This is a genomic window from Pseudomonas sp. GM79 (assembly GCF_000282495.1).
In the GTDB taxonomy this organism is placed as follows: domain Bacteria; phylum Pseudomonadota; class Gammaproteobacteria; order Pseudomonadales; family Pseudomonadaceae; genus Aquipseudomonas.
Map to the genome: position 1 here is coordinate 23,810 of NZ_AKJE01000034.1, position 15,608 is coordinate 39,417.

At 59.7% G+C, this 15,608-nt stretch carries 15 protein-coding genes; 6 read left to right on the top strand and 9 right to left on the bottom strand.

The window, feature by feature from the left end:
- The first annotated feature begins 19 nt into the window (after positions 1-19).
- A complete protein-coding gene (locus tag PMI36_RS19585; RefSeq protein WP_008070352.1) occupies positions 20-397 on the top strand; it encodes a hypothetical protein in 378 nt (125 codons plus the stop codon).
- A 140-nt stretch (positions 398-537) separates the two neighbouring features.
- Here PMI36_RS19585 and PMI36_RS19580 read toward each other — a convergent pair whose 3' ends face one another.
- Entirely contained in the window at positions 538-747 is a 210-nt protein-coding gene (locus tag PMI36_RS19580; protein WP_008070354.1) for a cold-shock protein, read from the bottom strand.
- 165 nt (positions 748-912) lie between these two features.
- On the opposite strand from PMI36_RS19580, the gene plsB reads away from it, so the two are divergent.
- The 3 genes from plsB to PMI36_RS19565 are packed head-to-tail and all read left to right on the top strand — an operon-like array spanning position 913 to position 4,612.
- Entirely contained in the window at positions 913-3,417 is a 2,505-nt protein-coding gene (gene plsB / locus PMI36_RS19575; RefSeq protein WP_008070356.1) for a glycerol-3-phosphate 1-O-acyltransferase PlsB, read from the top strand.
- A gap of 51 nt (positions 3,418-3,468) precedes the next feature.
- Positions 3,469-3,867 (top strand): YbaY family lipoprotein, encoded by a 399-nt coding sequence (locus PMI36_RS19570; protein WP_008070359.1) that lies wholly within the window; start codon positions 3,469-3,471, stop codon positions 3,865-3,867.
- Positions 3,868-3,922: 55 nt separating this feature from the next.
- Positions 3,923-4,612, top strand: a complete 690-nt coding sequence (locus PMI36_RS19565) for a DUF4197 domain-containing protein (RefSeq protein WP_008070361.1) — start codon at positions 3,923-3,925, stop codon at positions 4,610-4,612.
- 67 nt (positions 4,613-4,679) lie between these two features.
- Here the strand turns inward: PMI36_RS19565 and PMI36_RS19560 are convergent, their stop codons facing one another.
- The 3 genes from PMI36_RS19560 to PMI36_RS19550 form a co-directional block, all read right to left on the bottom strand.
- The gene (locus PMI36_RS19560; RefSeq protein WP_008070363.1) at positions 4,680-5,066 is read right to left on the bottom strand and encodes a DUF6124 family protein; all 387 of its coding nucleotides are present in this window, start codon (positions 5,064-5,066) and stop codon (positions 4,680-4,682) included.
- Between the two features lie 919 nt (positions 5,067-5,985).
- Positions 5,986-9,057: an efflux RND transporter permease subunit gene (locus PMI36_RS19555; RefSeq protein ID WP_008070365.1), complete on the bottom strand. Its 3,072-nt coding sequence runs from the start codon at positions 9,055-9,057 to the stop codon at positions 5,986-5,988.
- A gap of 6 nt (positions 9,058-9,063) precedes the next feature.
- Complete coding sequence (locus PMI36_RS19550; RefSeq protein WP_008070368.1) at positions 9,064-10,164, bottom strand: efflux RND transporter periplasmic adaptor subunit; 1,101 nt, start codon at positions 10,162-10,164, stop codon at positions 9,064-9,066.
- A gap of 93 nt (positions 10,165-10,257) precedes the next feature.
- Between PMI36_RS19550 and PMI36_RS19545 the strand changes: the two genes are divergently transcribed.
- The gene (locus PMI36_RS19545; RefSeq protein WP_008070370.1) at positions 10,258-10,902 is read left to right on the top strand and encodes a TetR/AcrR family transcriptional regulator; all 645 of its coding nucleotides are present in this window, start codon (positions 10,258-10,260) and stop codon (positions 10,900-10,902) included.
- A gap of 135 nt (positions 10,903-11,037) precedes the next feature.
- Here PMI36_RS19545 and PMI36_RS19540 read toward each other — a convergent pair whose 3' ends face one another.
- A complete protein-coding gene (locus tag PMI36_RS19540) occupies positions 11,038-11,820 on the bottom strand; it encodes a class I SAM-dependent methyltransferase (protein WP_008012270.1) in 783 nt (260 codons plus the stop codon).
- A 93-nt stretch (positions 11,821-11,913) separates the two neighbouring features.
- Between PMI36_RS19540 and PMI36_RS19535 the strand changes: the two genes are divergently transcribed.
- Positions 11,914-12,534: a hypothetical protein gene (locus PMI36_RS19535; RefSeq protein ID WP_008070372.1), complete on the top strand. Its 621-nt coding sequence runs from the start codon at positions 11,914-11,916 to the stop codon at positions 12,532-12,534.
- 3 nt (positions 12,535-12,537) lie between these two features.
- Here the strand turns inward: PMI36_RS19535 and PMI36_RS19530 are convergent, their stop codons facing one another.
- From PMI36_RS19530 to PMI36_RS19515, 4 genes are all read right to left on the bottom strand, one after another.
- A complete protein-coding gene (locus PMI36_RS19530) occupies positions 12,538-13,233 on the bottom strand; it encodes an extensin-like domain-containing protein (RefSeq protein ID WP_008070375.1) in 696 nt (231 codons plus the stop codon).
- A gap of 2 nt (positions 13,234-13,235) precedes the next feature.
- Complete coding sequence (locus PMI36_RS19525; RefSeq protein ID WP_008070376.1) at positions 13,236-14,057, bottom strand: isocitrate lyase/PEP mutase family protein; 822 nt, start codon at positions 14,055-14,057, stop codon at positions 13,236-13,238.
- Between the two features lie 189 nt (positions 14,058-14,246).
- Positions 14,247-15,107: a DUF72 domain-containing protein gene (locus PMI36_RS19520; protein WP_008070379.1), complete on the bottom strand. Its 861-nt coding sequence runs from the start codon at positions 15,105-15,107 to the stop codon at positions 14,247-14,249.
- The gene (locus tag PMI36_RS19515; protein WP_008070381.1) at positions 15,107-15,412 is read right to left on the bottom strand and encodes a hypothetical protein; all 306 of its coding nucleotides are present in this window, start codon (positions 15,410-15,412) and stop codon (positions 15,107-15,109) included. The genes PMI36_RS19520 and PMI36_RS19515 overlap by 1 nt, the downstream gene beginning before the upstream one ends.
- Positions 15,413-15,608 lie beyond the last annotated feature (196 nt).

Consider the following 15,608-nt stretch of genomic DNA (forward strand, 5'->3'; position numbering starts at 1 on the left):
AACCGCAGTGAGGACATCCATGCGCCAACCCGATATCGAGATTTACCTGAAAGACGCCGACGTCGACTACAAGGCCATCGCGGCCTGGCTCGGCGCGGCTTTAGGCCCGTGCACCGACTGGGTTCAGAAAGGCCAGACCTACAAGTGCAAGGCCGGCAGCGTGCCGGTCACCTGGCTGCCGAAAGCCGTTGGCAAATGGAACAGCCTGTATCTGGAAAGCGACCAGACCCCATGGGAAGACGACATCGCCTGCGCCCGCGCAGCCTTTGCCGCGCTGAACGTCGAAGTGCGTTGCGCGCCGGGTAGCTGGGTCGAGGAAGAAGGCGAAGAAACGGCCGATCGCTGGATGCGCATCAGCGCCGATGGTGAAGAAGAGATCACCTGGAAAACCGCTTAAATCCCGTACAACGCGGATCAAATGTGGGAGCGGGCTTGCTCGCGAATGCGGTGTGTCAGTCGACATTAACATTGACTGACACACCGCATTCGCGAGCAAGCCCGCTCCCACATTGGTTTTGTGTGATCCGAAGGTCGGGTTTACAGACCCACCACATCCTCAGCCTGCAAGCCCTTCTCCCCGGTCACCACCGCATACTCAACCTGCTGACCTTCAGTCAGCGAGCGATGACCTTCACCGCGGATCGCGCGGTAGTGCACGAACACGTCCACCCCGTCCTCACGCTGAATGAAGCCATAGCCCTTGGCGTCGTTGAACCACTTCACATTGCCGGTTTCGCGTGTACCCATATCTAGTTACCCCCTTATTTTTATTTTGAAGGGCCGAGTATATGACAGACGCAAAAACTCTCAACTCACTTTACTTAGCCGCTTTTTTGCCGATTTTCGGCGAATACGGCACACTATCGGCCGCCCGAGCATTTGCTTGGTTTTATCCACTCACGCAGAAGCCGTATGACCCGTTCCCCGTTCCGCCGTCTTGTGTTTGGCACCCTGCGCCGACTGCTGTACCTCTGGGTTCGCTCGGAGACGATCAATCAGTCGTCGTTCACCCTTGACCTCGACCGCAGCCGGCCGGTGTTCTACGTCCTGCAAAATCCTTCACTGACCGACCTCGCCGTGGTCGATACCGAATGCAGCAAGGCCGGCCTGCCGCGCCCGGTGTTGCCGGTATCGGTGGGTGCGCTGGTGGAGCCCGCAGCGTTCTTTTACCTGACGCCGGAGCCCGACTGGCTCGGCCGTCAGGACAAACGCGGTGCGCCACCGACCCTGACCCGTCTGGTCAGCGCCCTGAGCCAGAACGCCGCCGAAGACGCGCAGATCATTCCGGTGAGCGTGTTCTGGGGCCAGTCGCCAGACAGCGAATCGAGCCCGTGGAAACTGCTGTTCGCCGACAGCTGGGCCGTCACCGGGCGGTTGCGTCGACTGCTGAGCATCATGATTCTGGGGCGCAAAACCCGGGTGCAGTTCTCGGCGCCGATTCATCTGCGTGAACTGATCGATCACAACAAAGGCCACGAGCGCACCGTTCGCATGGCTCAGCGGATCCTGCGGGTACACTTTCGCAACCTGAAAGCCGCCGTCATCGGCCCGGATATTTCCCACCGCCGCAACCTGGTCAAAGGCCTGCTCAATCAGCCCTCGGTCAAACAGGCGATCCTCGACGAAGCCGAGCGCGAGAACATCTCCCCGGAAAAAGCCAAGGCCCAGGCCTTGCGCTATGGAAACGAGATCGCCTCGGACTACACCTACACCGCGATCCGCTTTCTGGAAGTGGTGCTGAGCTGGTTCTGGAACAAGATCTACGACGGGATCAAGGTCAACCACATCGAAGGTGTGCAGAAAGTCGCCCAGGGTCACGAAGTGATCTACGTGCCGTGCCACCGCAGCCACATCGACTACCTGCTGCTCTCCTATTTGCTGTTCCGCAACGGCCTGACCCCGCCGCACATTGCCGCCGGGATCAACCTCAACATGCCGGTGATCGGTAGCCTGCTGCGCCGTGGCGGGGCGTTCTTCATGCGCCGCACCTTCAAGGGCAACCCGCTCTATACCTCGGTGTTCAACGAATACCTGCACACCCTGTTCACCAAAGGCTTCCCGGTCGAGTACTTCGTCGAGGGCGGCCGCTCGCGCACCGGGCGCATGCTGCAACCGAAAACCGGGATGCTCGCGATCACCCTGCGCAGCTTCCTGCGTTCGTCGCGCATGCCGATCGTCTTCGTGCCGGTGTACATCGGCTATGAGCGCGTGCTGGAAGGCCGCACCTACCTCGGCGAATTACGTGGTGCGAGCAAGAAGAAAGAATCGATCTTCGACATTTTCAAAGTCATCGGCGCGCTCAAACAGCGCTTCGGTCAGGTCGCGGTCAACTTTGGCGAGCCGATCAAACTGGCGGAATTCCTCGACAGCGAACAACCAGACTGGCGCCAACAGGAACTCGGTCCGCAGTTCAAACCCACCTGGCTCAACGAAACCACCAACCGCCTCGGCGAGAAAGTCGCACAGCATTTGAATGAAGCGGCGGCGATCAACCCGGTGAATCTGGTGGCCCTGGCGTTGCTGTCCACCAGCCGCCTGGCCCTGGACGATCGCGCCATGGCGCGGGTGCTCGATCTGTATCTGGCGCTGTTGCGCAAGGTTCCCTACTCCTCGCATACCACCCTGCCGGAAGGTGACGGACGGGCGCTGATAGAGCATGTGAAGGACATGGACCTGCTGTCCGAGCAAAGCGATGCGCTGGGCAAGATTCTGTACCTGGACGAACAAAACGCCGTCCTGATGACCTACTACCGCAACAACGTGCTGCACATCTTCGCGTTGCCGTCGTTGCTGGCGAGTTTCTTCCAGAGCACCTCGCGCATGAGCCGCGAGCAGATCCTGCGCTACACCCGCGCGCTGTATCCGTACCTGCAATCGGAGCTGTTCATTCGCTGGTCGATGGACGAACTCGATGCCGTTATCGATCAATGGCTCGAAGCTTTCGTCGAGCAAGGCCTGCTGCGTTTCGAAAAAGACGTGTACCTGCGTCCGGCACCGAGCTCACGGCATTTCGTACTACTGACGCTACTGTCGAAAAGCATCGCCCAGACCTTGCAGCGCTTCTACATGACTGTTTCCTTGCTGCTCAACAGCGGCCAGAACAGCATCAGCGCCGAAGAACTGGAAGATTTGTGCACGGTCATGGCCCAGCGCCTGTCGATCCTCCACGGCCTGAACGCCCCGGAGTTCTTCGACAAGAGCCTGTTCCGTCACTTCATCCAGACAATGCTGGACCTCGACGTGCTGCGCCGCGACGAAGCCGGCAAGCTGAGCTATCACAAACTGCTCGGCGAACTGGCCGAAGGTGCGGCCAAACGGGTATTGCCGGCGGAGATTCGTTTGTCGATCCGTCAGGTGGCGCTGCATCGCAGTGAAGATGCGGCGGATCAAGTCGCGGCTCCAGCGCAGACCGTCTAAATTCCTACAGGCGCCAGGCTTCTTCTGGCGCCTTCGATACGGAGATCTTCGATGAAAAAACTCTCTCTCGTCCTGCTGACTACCCTGCTCGGTGCCTGCCAGTCGACACCACCGACCGCCAACGCCAGCCTCGACGGTGAAGTGTTCTACTTGCAACGCATCGCCCTGCCACCGAGTGCAACCTTGAGCGTCAGCTTGCAAGATGTTTCTCTGGCCGACGCTCCGGCGGTAGTGCTCGACGAACAGAAAGGCCCGGTCAAAGGCCAGGTGCCGTTGCCGTTCCATTTGAGCTACGATCCGGCACAGGTCAAACCCGGCCACCGCTACTCGGTCAGCGCGCGTATCGAAGTCAATGGCGAACTGATGTTCATCACCACTGAAAATCACGCCGTGCAACTGGACGGCAAAGATCGGCAACCCCTGAAAATCCGCGTCGACGCCGCCCGCTAACTCTCTTTGCTGAACCTTTTTTTCTGTGCCTTTTTTTCTGAATAAGGAAGCCGCCATGCTCCGTCGTACCCTTCGCTTCGCCGGCCTGTGCGCAGGCTTGATGATCTGCGCCAACGCCCTGGCAGGGTCTCTCAGTGACCTGTCGCAACAAGACGCCAGCGGAGGTCTCAAGGACGCTCTGACCCAAGGCGCGCAACTGGCCGTTAAACAACTCGGCACACCCGGCGGCTTCAGCAACAACCCGGACGTGAAGATCGAATTGCCGGGCAAGCTGGGTAAAGTCGCCAAGAAAATGAAACAGTTCGGCATGGGCGATCAAGTCGATCAACTGGAAACCAGTATGAACAAAGCGGCTGAAACGGCCGTGACACAGGCTCAGCCGATTCTGGTGGATGCGGTGAAGAAGATGACCGTGGAAGATGCCAAGGGGATCCTCAGCGGCGGCAAGGACTCGGCGACTCAGTACCTGAGCAAAACCAGCCGCGAGCAGATCCGCATCAAGTTCCTGCCGATCGTCAAACAAGCCACCGACCAGGTCGGTTTGGCCCAGCAGTACAACGCATTCGCCGGACAAGCCGCAACCCTGGGCGCGCTGGATGCGAAAAATGCCAACATCGAAAGCTACGTGACCGAGCAAGCGTTGAACGGTTTGTTCGAGATGATTGGCAAACAGGAAGAAACCATTCGCCAGAACCCTGCGGCGGCGGCAACCAGTTTGGCGAAGAAGGTGTTTGGTACGTTGTAATTTTCCAAGTGCAACTCATCACGAAAAGCCCGCTGACCTTTGAAGGTTCAGCGGGCTTTTTTTTGCGCTACTGTTGCGGATCCAGATTATCCAGCACGCGATTTACCGACAACTCCGCTAGTGAAATCATTTGTTGAATCCCCAGCACCAAGTTGCACGTGGGGCCGGTCAGGTCGAAGGCTAACTCACTGGCCATGACATTGGCCGTGGCAAGGGTTTCACAGGCATGAGCCAGGAGAGTTTCGGAATCGACGTTTGGACCGATGACGAAAATCGTACTGGGACGACGATCGGCTTTGGCCTTTTTTTCGGCTGGGGCGAGATAATGATCGAGCGCGCGGATCGCCGCGTCGTGGAGTTTCCTGGAATTGAGGAAAGCGTAGGGGGAAACCGGATCAGTTTCTGTTTCTATTTCTGATTCTGCTTCGGGGGGATTTGGACTGTCTTTGATCATTGTGTAGCTCCTGAAGTAATGGAGCTGCCACCGATCGCTGCGAAACGAATTTAAGGTGGCAGCTGTACGCAGGTTCGCAGACCGGGACTTCAGGAACCCGGCATACCCGAAGGTATCCCGCGCACAACCGCCATAACACAGGCGTAAAAAAGCGCCCGCTTTCGGATGGTGGACGCTGTGCGTCTGAAGTTTAACCGGGCTGCGAAACCCGGTCGCTGCTTTTTGCAGCGACAGTCAAAGGCTAGAGGTCGCACTTCCGACGGACAACCTGAAAATTATGTGGGAAGGTTCTGATAATTTGACTGCCCAATAAACATCGTCGACTTTCAGGACGCCACATCGCGGGCAAGCCTCGCTTCTACAAGTGGGGCTGCGTATGTCTGAGAGGGATTGGTTGGCTGTCAGGCCGCGAAGATCAAAAGATCGCAGCCTTCGGCAGCTCCTACGTGGGGTTGTGTACACCCGCGATAGATTGATCGGCTGTCAGGCCGCCTTCGCGGGCAAGCCTCGCTCCTACAAAAAGCCATCGGCGTACACCCGCCCCTCACCACTCAACAGGCCGAGCGTTAGCTCGCCTGCAGCTCTTGATCTTGATCCACCCGCCCCTTCGGGAGGCTGAGTGCAGGTGTTCATCTGGGGATTGGCGCGCAGCGCCGTTCGACGCAGTCGAACCCATCGCATGTAGGTCGTAGCGAAGCAGACCGTAGGGCGATGCCCCCAGATGGATACCGGAGCGAAGGAACGCCGAGCCTTAGCGAGGGGCCCGACGCTTGGGGCGAAGCCTTTTGCTTACTTTTCGGCGTCTGGAAAAGTGAGTCGCCGTAAGGGCGAAACCCTAAGCCGCCGTTACCGCAGCAACGGATATGTACACAACCCAACCAAGAGCATGGTCGGCCCGAAGGCCGCCAAGACCAAACAATCACACAGACTCTTTACGGACCCTGAACCAAGCCGCATACAACGCTGGCAAAAACAGCAACGTCAACGCCGTCGCCACAATCAGCCCGCCCATGATCGCCACCGCCATCGGCCCGAAAAACACACTGCGCGACAATGGAATCATCGCCAACACCGCCGCCAGCGCGGTCAGCACAATCGGTCGGAACCGCCGCACCGTCGCCTCGATAATCGCCTGCCAAGGCTTAAGCCCGGCAGCGATATCCTGCTCAATCTGATCCACCAGAATCACCGAGTTACGCATGATCATCCCGGACAAGGCGATGGTCCCGAGCATCGCCACAAAACCGAACGGCTGGCGGAACACCATCAGAAACAGCGTCACACCAATCAGCCCCAGTGGCGCCGTCAGAAACACCATCACCGTGCGCGAGAAACTGCGCAGTTGCAGCATCAGCAACGTCAGCACCACCACGATAAACAGCGGCACACCGGCCTTCACCGAGTTCTGCCCGCGTGCCGAGTCTTCCACCGTACCGCCGACGTCCAGCAGATAGCCGTCCGGCAGTTCGGCGCGAATCGGATCGAGGGTCGGCATGATTTGCTGCACCAGCGTCGCCGGTTGTTCCTTGCCGTAGATGTCGGCGCGAACCGTCACGTTGGGCAGGCGGTTACGGTGCCAGATGATGCCTTCTTCAAAGCCGTATTCCAGCGTCGCAATCTGCGACAGCGCCACGCTGCGACCGTTGTCGGTCGGCACGGCCAGGCTTGGCAGCAACGCCAATTCGGTGCGCTCATGCACCGTGCCGCGCAGCAGGATCTCGATCAACTCATTGTCTTCGCGGTACTGGCTGACGCTGGCACCGGTCAGCGAGCTTCGCAGAAAACCCGAGAGGTTCGTCGTGCTTACACCCAGCGCTCGTGCGCGGTCCTGATCGATGTTCAGGTAAACGACTTTGCTCGGCTCTTCCCAGTCCAGATGCACGTTGGCCACGTGTGGGTTCTCGCGAACCTTGGCCGCGACTTTACGGGCCAATGCGCGGACTTCCTCGATGTGCTCACCCGTGACCCGAAACTGCACCGGATAGCCAACCGGTGGGCCGTTCTCCAGCCGTGTAACCCGCGAGCGCAGCGCCGGGAATTGTTCGTTGAGGGTTTCAATCAGCCAGGTGCGCAGGGTTTCGCGGTCCTCGATGGTTTTGGCCAGGACGACAAACTGGGCGAAGCTCGCTGCCGGAAGTTGCTGATCCAGCGGCAGGTAGAAACGCGGCGAACCGGTGCCGACGTAAGCCACGTAGTTATCGATCCCGGCGTGATCCTTGAGCAGGCCTTCGAGGCGTTTGACCTCATCGGCGGTGTTACTCAGGGAGGCACCTTCGGCCAGCTTCAGATCGACCATCAACTCCAGCCGCCCCGAAGCCGGGAAAAATTGCTGCGGCACGAAACGGAACAGCACCACTGACGCGACGAACATCACGATGGTCAGGACGATCACCGTTTTGCGCCGGCGCACGCACCACTCCACCAGGCGCCTGACGCGCTGATAGAACGGCGTGCCATAGGGGTCGGGTTGGCCGTCGCCGGTGCCATGTTTGGCGGCGTGAATTTTCGCCAGGTCCGGCAGGAGTTTTTCCCCCAGATAAGGCACAAAGACCACGGCGGCAACCCACGACGCCAACAGCGCGATGGTCACCACCTGGAAAATCGAGCGGGTGTATTCGCCGGTGCCCGATTGCGCGGTGGCAATTGGCAGGAAACCGGCAGCGGTGATCAGCGTTCCGGTGAGCATCGGGAACGCAGTGCTGGTCCAGGCGTAGCTGGCGGCTTTGACCCGGTCGAAGCCCTGCTCCATTTTGATCGCCATCATTTCCACGGCGATGATCGCGTCGTCCACCAGCAACCCCAGCGCCAGTACCAGCGCGCCGAGGGAAATCTTGTGCAGGCCTATCCCTAAGTAATACATGCAGGCGAACGTCATCGCCAACACCAGCGGAATCGCCAGTGCTACGACCATGCCGGTGCGCACACCGAGGGAGAAGAAGCTCACCAGCAACACAATCGCCAGCGCCTCCACCAGTACCTGAACAAACTCGCCGACACCGGTTTTCACCGCGGCGGGTTGATCGGACACCTTGCGCAGTTGCATGCCAGCAGGGAGGTTTTTCTGGATCCGGGCGAATTCGACTTCCAGCGCTTTGCCCAGAATCAGAATGTCGCCACCGCTTTTCATGGCCACGGCCAGGCCGATGGCGTCTTCAGCCATGAAGCGCATGCGCGGCGCCGGTGGATCGTTGAAGCCACGACGAACGTTCGCCACATCGCCGATGCGGAACGTGCGATCACCGACCCGGATCGGGAAGTTCTTGATCTCCTCGACCGTCTGAAAATTCCCCGAAACCCGTAGCTGCAAACGCTCGCTGGTGGTTTCGAAGAAACCTGCATTGGACATCGAGTTCTGCTCTTCAAGCGCCTGCTGCACCGTCGCCAACGGCAATCCGAGGGTGGCCAGTTTGACGTTGGAAAGCTCGATCCAGATCTTCTCGTCCTGCAGCCCGAGCAAGTCGACCTTGCCCACATCCTTGACCCGTTGCAGCTGAATCTGGATACGGTCGGCGTAGTCCTTGAGTACCGCGTAATCAAAACCTTCGCCGGTCAGGGCGTAAATGTTGCCGAAGGTGGTGCCGAATTCATCATTGAAGAAGGGCCCCTGGATGCCCGGCGGCAGGGTGTGGCGAATGTCGCTGATCTTCTTGCGAGCCTGATACCAGAGCTCCGGGATCTCCACCGAATGCATCGAATCTCGAGCAACGAACGTGACCTGGGATTCGCCCGGGCGGGAGAACGAAGCGATCCGTTCGTACTCGCCGGTTTCCATCAGTTTCTTTTCAATGCGCTCGGTAACCTGGCGCGACACTTCCTCGGCCGTGGCCCCCGGCCAGTTGGTGCGAATAACCATGGCCTTGAAGGTGAACGGCGGGTCTTCACTTTGGCCCAGCTTGGTGTAGGACAACGCGCCGACGACAGCCAGCAAGAGCATCAGAAACAGTACGATCTGGCGGTTACGCAGCGCCCATTCGGAAAGATTGAAACCCATCGGGGATTACTCCTTGTGCGCCAGATTGACCACACGGTTGGAGCGATCCACCGGGCGTACTTGCTGCCCGTCGTGAAGCACATGAACACCGGCCGCCACCACCCAGTCGCTGGCGTTCAGGCCTTCGAGTACCGGCACGGTTTTCTCACCGAATGCACCGACCCGCACCGGGGCTTTCTTCAGGGTGTTGTTGGCGCCGACCACCCACACATAAGTGGCACCGTTTTCCGCAGTGACCGCCGACAGCGGCACCGACAACGCCACGACTTCGGCAGTCTGGATGAACACCCGGGCGCTCTGGCCGAGTTCGGCGGGAACCTTGCCAGCGGTAAAAGCGATACGGGCGGCGAAGGTGCGGGATTTCGGGTCGGCCGCAGGTGACAACTCACGGATGCGTCCGGGGAAACGTTGATCGGGTTGGGTCCAGAGTTCCACCGAGACCGGTTGGCCGACCTTGAAACGACCGAAGCTCTGCTCCGGCAGGCTGATCAACACCTCGCGCTCGCCATCGGTGGCGAGGGTAAACACGGTTTGCCCGGCCGCCACCACTTGCCCGACTTCAACCGCACGTTTGGCCACCACGCCATCCTGCGGCGCGCGCAGCACCGCGTAACTGGCCTGATTGGTCGATACGTTGAATTCGGCTTTGATTTGCTTGAGGCGTGCTTCACCGGAGCGGTAGAGGTTTTCCGCATTATCGTATTGCGAACGGCTGACCATCTGCCGCTCCATCAGGGTCTTGTAGCGATCACGCTCGGCGCGCACCAGGTTCAGATTGGCTTCGGCGGCGGCGACTTGGGCACGGGTGGCTTCCAGTTGCAGGCGCACGTCCTGAGGATCCAGTTCCGCCAAGGGTTGATCAGCCTTGACCCGCTGGCCTTCCTCGACCAGTCGTCGGCTGACTTTGCCGCCAATGCGAAAGGCCAGATCTGGCTCATAGCGCGCGCGGACTTCACCGGGATAACTTTCCATGGCCTGGGCCGAGGGCTCTGGCTGTACGACCATGGCCGGGCGGACGGTGACTTGAGGCGCCTCTTCATGGCCACACGCAGACAATAAAAAAGCCAGACTGACCGGCAATGCGAGGGGCAAGGCATAGCGGAACATGGTGAAGGACCTTTCGCTAATGGTGCTTTGAATAATTATACTGACCAGTATGTTATTAATAGCAAACTCACCAGTCCAGTATTAAAGCGAAGAATGTCTAACAATCTTTCAACACCCAGCGGTCCGGGCCGTCCCAAGGATCTGGCCAAGCGCCAGGCCATCCTCGATGCGGCGAAAATCCTGTTTCTGAGTAAGGGATACGCCAACACCAGCATGGATGCCGTGGCGGCCGAGGCCGGTGTGTCAAAGCTGACGGTCTACAGCCATTTCAATGACAAAGAGACGCTGTTTGCCGCCGCAGTGATGGCCAAGTGCGAGGAGCAACTGCCAACGCTGTTTTTTGAATTGCCGGACGGCATTGCAGTGGAAACCGTGCTGCTGAACATCGCGCGCGGTTTTCATCAGCTGATCAACAGCGACGAATCGGTGAACCTGCATCGACTGATGATGACGCTGGGTAGCCAGGATCCGAAACTCTCACTGATTTTCTTCCAGGCCGGGCCAGAACGCGTACTTCACGGTATGGAGGGGTTGCTGAGTAAGGTCAATCAGAGCGGCGCATTGAGTATCGACAAACCGCGCAATGCCGCGGAACATTTCTTCTGCCTGCTCAAGGGCGCGGGAAATTTCCGGCTGCTATATGGCTGCGGCGAGCCGGTGACCGGGGATGCGGCCGAGGCCCATGTGCGGGAAGTGGTGGGGTTGTTTATGCGGGCTTATCGGCCGGAGTCGGTCTGATAGTTTTTTAGTGACCGGACTGACGCCTTCGCGAGCAAGCCCGCTCCCACATTGGACCTTTGTCGTTCACAGATTTTGTGTACGCAGGAGATCCAATGTGGGAGCGGGCTTGCTCGCGAAGCAGGCGACACGGTCTCAAGGCTTGAGCGCTTTCTTCGGATAAATGTCATACCGGCTGGACTTGCCATCCAGCGCATGACTCGGCTTCGGCCCGTCGATGCACGGCGCCTTGCGTGGGCGCTTGACCACCACCCGGTGACTGGCCAGGGCCAATGCTGCTTCAAGCAATGCCGGCGCATCCGGGTCATCACCGACCAGCGGCCGGAACAGGCGCATTTCCTTCTTCACCAACGCGGTTTTCTCACGATGGGGAAACATCGGGTCGAGGTAAATCACCTGCGGCGGCTCGCCTTCCCAGTTGCGCATCACTTCGATCGAGTTGCCCTTGAGCAAACGCATCCGCGCCACGATCGGCGCCACGTCGAAATCTTCCGCGCCGCGCGCCAGGCCATCTTCAAGCAAGGCGCCGATCAGCGGCTGGCGCTCGATCAGGCTCATCTCACAGCCCAGGCTGGCGAGCACGAACGCGTCCTTGCCCAGCCCCGCCGTGGCGTCCAGCACGCGCGGGCGCACGCCTTGGGCGACGCCGACCGCCTTGGCGATCATCTGACCGCTGCCGCCGCCGTACAACCGACGATGGGCCGCGCCACCTTCAACGAAATCCACCCGCACCGGTCCCGGTGCATCCGGCCCCAGTTGTTGCAGCTGCAACCCCTGCTCGCCCACCTGCAAGGCAAACTCGCCGTCATCCACCTGTAACGGCAACCCCAGGCGCTCGGCCCATTGCTCGGCCTGTGGCTGAAAGGTCGTGCCCAAGGCCTCGACATGGATGCGGCAGGCCGCAGGTTGCTCAATCATGGGAAAACACGCTCAAAAAATTAATGATCGGCAAAAACGGCCGATAACCAAACTATCGAGCATTTTGCCAGAGCTGAGCGTCGACCGAGAGAAATGTCAGACATTCAACGCACATCGATAGGTTACATCTCGCCCCACGGCGATTTTGGCCTGCGAAATTCCCAAGCACTGAGCGGCGTCAGTCACCTGTGGCAGGATTTTTTTGCCCAAGCCCTGGCCGATCAGTCGGGCGATGTCGTGCCGGAGTCTCTCAACTTTCCGCCGGTCGATCTCGACAGCCCGGTCGAACCGACCGTTGGCAGTGAGTTGCTGGCGCACATCGTTTCCCAGCGCGAATGTGATGTGATCGAAACGCCAGTCCGCCCGCCAGAGCCACTGTTTCTGCCGATTGCCGAGTTCGAAATGGACCTGACCGACAAACCTTCCCCGCCGTTCCCGCCGCAAGAAATCGTCGCGCAACAGAAACAACAGGACTTCGAAAGCGGCTGGGTACGCCCGATCGTGCTCACTGCCGGTCAACCGCTGCCAGAGCCTGGCATCGCACCGCAACCGCGTCCGCTGCGCTTGCCGATCGCCGAGTTCGAGCTCGACTTGCTGGACAAGCCGTTCCCGCCTTTCTCGCCCGAAGAGCTGGTGGAACAACAGAAACAACTCGATTTCGATAACGGCTGGGCACGCCCGATCGTTCTGCAGAACCTGCGCATCGCCGCATAACCCTCAGCGGCACCGCCACCACGGCCCGACATCCACATGAAAGTGGTTGCGATGGGCGGCGTTGTAGTCCGGGCTCAACACCACACTGAACATATCGCAGGCGCCGTCGCGGACCTGACGCAGAAATCGCGCGTCCTGGTTATCCTTCGGCCAATCCCTGAGTACGCTGATCGATCGGCCGTCCGCCAGCCGGAATCCGCTGATATCCAGTGCATCGGCCGTGGCATGCTGGCTGCGTCTGCCGTTTTCGCGGTTGTAGACGTTGCGACAGGCGAAACTGCCGAGATGGTCGACCCGTTTCACCGCCTGCCCGTAGACGGCCTGAGCCGCCGGTTGCAGGGCGTGGCGCTCAAACAAGGCGAACGCTACCGCCAGGCTGCAACTGGCGAGGAAACTGCTGCTCAGCGCCACCTCGCCACCTTGCACACGCAAGGTGTTGGTCAATGGGCAAGTCGCGTCCGGGCTATCGACCTGACGGGCCACCCGCAAGCCTGAGCCGCTCAGGACCTGGCCGCATAACTGCGGATCATCGCGCAGGCGCATTAGTTTGTAGCGGGTCAGCAGGTTCGGTTCGGCCTTCACGTCCAGCGGCGCCCACGGGTTCCATTGCGGGGGAATGGGAACCCAACCCCGCCAGACGCTCAACCCGGCAGCGCCGATGATCAACAGCACCATCAACAGCCCCCACCGAAACCGCATCGTCAGCCTTTGAACAGTTGATTGGCCTTCTGGAACGGCATCGAGCGAGAAGTAAAGCCGAAGGTCCCATGTTGCTGGATTTCCTCGGCGGCGCGGAAGAACTCGCCATACGCCGCCAAGGCCAGGGCCGAACCGACGCTGATGCGTTTGACGCCCATTTCACTCAACTGCTCTACCGTCAGTTTGAGCCCGCCGGACATCAATACATTGACCGGTTTCGGCGCCACGGCGCGAACCACCGCCAAGACCTCTTCAGCGCTGCGCAGGCCCGGTGCATAAAGCACGTCAGCTCCCGCCTCGGCGAATGCCTGCAAGCGGCGAATGGTGTCGTCGAGGTCAGGATTGCCGTGCAGAAAGTTCTCGGCACGCGCCGTCAGCACGAAGGGAAAAGGCAAACTGCGAGCCGCCGCGACAGCCGCTTCGATACGCGCCACGGCATGCTCGAAGCAGTAGATCGGACCGTCCTCACGCCCCGTGGCATCTTCGATCGAACCGCCAACGGCACCGGCCTTGGCTGCCCGCAGAATACTTTGGGCGCAGTCGGCGGGAGCGTCAGCGAAGCCGTTTTCGAGATCCACCGCTACCGGCAGATCAGTGGCTGCGACAATCGCTTCAACGTTCGCCAGGGTCTCGTCGAGCGTCAACCCACCATCGGGACGCCCCCGGGAAAAGGCGTAACCGGCACTGGTGGTCGCCAGCGCCTCGAAGCCAAGGCTGGCGAGCATTTTCGCCGAGCCGGCGTCCCAAGGGTTGGGAATGACAAAAGCGCCCTCGCGTACGTGCAGTGCTTTGAACGCCTGGGCTCGAAGGGTTTGCGCATCCATTGGCAGACTCCTGAAAAGGGGAAGCGAAGCTGATACCAGTCAGTTAAGCGCAATCCCTGTGGGAGCGGGCTTGCTCGCGAAGACGGCGGCACAATCAACATTGTTGTCGTCTGACACTCCGCTTTCGCGAGCAAGCCCGCTCCCACAGGTTTCGCGTCTCAGCTGACTGGCATCAGGGAACGGGCCGCTTCAGAGCAAGCCAAGTTGCTCGGCGGCGGGCTCTCTGTATAGCTCAGGCAGCGGCGGCAAGCCAGGCAAACGCAGCATCAGTTGTGCGTGAAAACGTTGGGCGAGTTTTGCCGCCAGCAGGTTATCGGCGGTGTGCAGGAAGATATAGGGCGTGCGGCCCTCTTCGATCCAGGCAGCGATTTTCTCGACCCACGGCACCAGGAATGGATCGTTGGCTTCAAGCACAGGATGGCCGATGAAACGCACCTGTGGGAACTGAGTAAACGCAGCAGGACGAGGCGGCACCCTGGGCTTTTTCGATTGGGCGTGGAGCACCGAAGGATCGGTCGAGGTGCAGCTGAACAGCGCTCGCGGATCAAGGCAGATACGCTCGACTCCACGGTCCAGCAACAGGCGATTGAGCATCCGCTCGGCATCGCCCTTGGCGAAGAACTCATCGTGTCGCACTTCGACCGCCAAGGGCCGGTCCACTGCATCGATAAAACCGGCCAGCTCGGACAAGCGTTGAGGGGTGAAGCTTTTCGATAATTGCAGCCATAGCGGCGAAACCCGTTCACCCAGGGGGCTGAGCAATTGCAGGAAGGTTTCGGCGGCGATCAGCTGTTCGCGCAGGTCACCGCTATGGCTGATGTCGCCGGGGAACTTGGCGGTGAAGCGAAAGTGTTCGGGCATGGTCTCGGCCCAGCGCTGCACAGTGGCGGCAGAGGGGCTCGCGTAGAAGGTCGTATTGCCTTCTACGGCGTTGAACACTTGGGAATAAAGATTGAGAAACTCGGTGGGCCTGGCGTCTTGTGGATACAAGTAATCGCGCCAGGCGTTTTCACTCCAGGACGGGCAGCCGAGGTAGTAAGGCAGCCGCATCAGATGTACAGGTCGACACCCAGTACATCCGCTTCCCAATCGACAAACGTGGCGGTGCTCAGGTAACTGGCCAGCGCCATCGCCGCACTTTTGCTCATGGCGCGGTGATAAATCATGTCTTGTTGACGCGCGGGGAGATTGCTCAGACGTTGTGCGGAAGCTTTGGCGGCACGAGCGGCCAACTGCTCTTCGGAAGGAATTTCCAGCTCACCGTCGATATCGACGTAGTCGTCATCCGCCACAGGGCCTTTGCGGGGCTTGCGCTTGATGGGGTAGGACTGGGAGGAAACGCCGTCTATACGCATGAGTACATGTCCGGTATCAATGATGGCAGCTTAGTGGCACATAGCCCACTTCGCAAACTGCCGAGTGATAACTAGAACACAGAAAAGTGAAAAGGTTTAAAAGCGCAGGGTAGAAAACTGACGATTGGCTGCGGTTGGAACACTTTGTGGCGAGGGAGCTTGCTCCCGCTGGGCTGCGAAGCTGCCCCCGAGCGCA

Bases quoted from the DNA above. Each gene is read 5' to 3' on its own strand.
- PMI36_RS19585 (WP_008070352.1), top strand. From the start codon at position 20: ATGCGCCAACCCGATATCGAGATTTACCTGAAAGACGCCGACGTCGAC.
- PMI36_RS19580 (WP_008070354.1), bottom strand. From the start codon at position 747: ATGGGTACACGCGAAACCGGCAATGTGAAGTGGTTCAACGACGCCAAG.
- plsB (WP_008070356.1), top strand. From the start codon at position 913: ATGACCCGTTCCCCGTTCCGCCGTCTTGTGTTTGGCACCCTGCGCCGA.
- PMI36_RS19570 (WP_008070359.1), top strand. From the start codon at position 3,469: ATGAAAAAACTCTCTCTCGTCCTGCTGACTACCCTGCTCGGTGCCTGC.
- PMI36_RS19565 (WP_008070361.1), top strand. From the start codon at position 3,923: ATGCTCCGTCGTACCCTTCGCTTCGCCGGCCTGTGCGCAGGCTTGATG.
- PMI36_RS19560 (WP_008070363.1), bottom strand. From the start codon at position 5,066: ATGATCAAAGACAGTCCAAATCCCCCCGAAGCAGAATCAGAAATAGAA.
- PMI36_RS19555 (WP_008070365.1), bottom strand. From the start codon at position 9,057: ATGGGTTTCAATCTTTCCGAATGGGCGCTGCGTAACCGCCAGATCGTA.
- PMI36_RS19550 (WP_008070368.1), bottom strand. From the start codon at position 10,164: ATGTTCCGCTATGCCTTGCCCCTCGCATTGCCGGTCAGTCTGGCTTTT.
- PMI36_RS19545 (WP_008070370.1), top strand. From the start codon at position 10,258: ATGTCTAACAATCTTTCAACACCCAGCGGTCCGGGCCGTCCCAAGGAT.
- PMI36_RS19540 (WP_008012270.1), bottom strand. From the start codon at position 11,820: ATGATTGAGCAACCTGCGGCCTGCCGCATCCATGTCGAGGCCTTGGGC.
- PMI36_RS19535 (WP_008070372.1), top strand. From the start codon at position 11,914: ATGTCAGACATTCAACGCACATCGATAGGTTACATCTCGCCCCACGGC.
- PMI36_RS19530 (WP_008070375.1), bottom strand. From the start codon at position 13,233: ATGCGGTTTCGGTGGGGGCTGTTGATGGTGCTGTTGATCATCGGCGCT.
- PMI36_RS19525 (WP_008070376.1), bottom strand. From the start codon at position 14,057: ATGGATGCGCAAACCCTTCGAGCCCAGGCGTTCAAAGCACTGCACGTA.
- PMI36_RS19520 (WP_008070379.1), bottom strand. From the start codon at position 15,107: ATGCGGCTGCCTTACTACCTCGGCTGCCCGTCCTGGAGTGAAAACGCC.
- PMI36_RS19515 (WP_008070381.1), bottom strand. From the start codon at position 15,412: ATGCGTATAGACGGCGTTTCCTCCCAGTCCTACCCCATCAAGCGCAAG.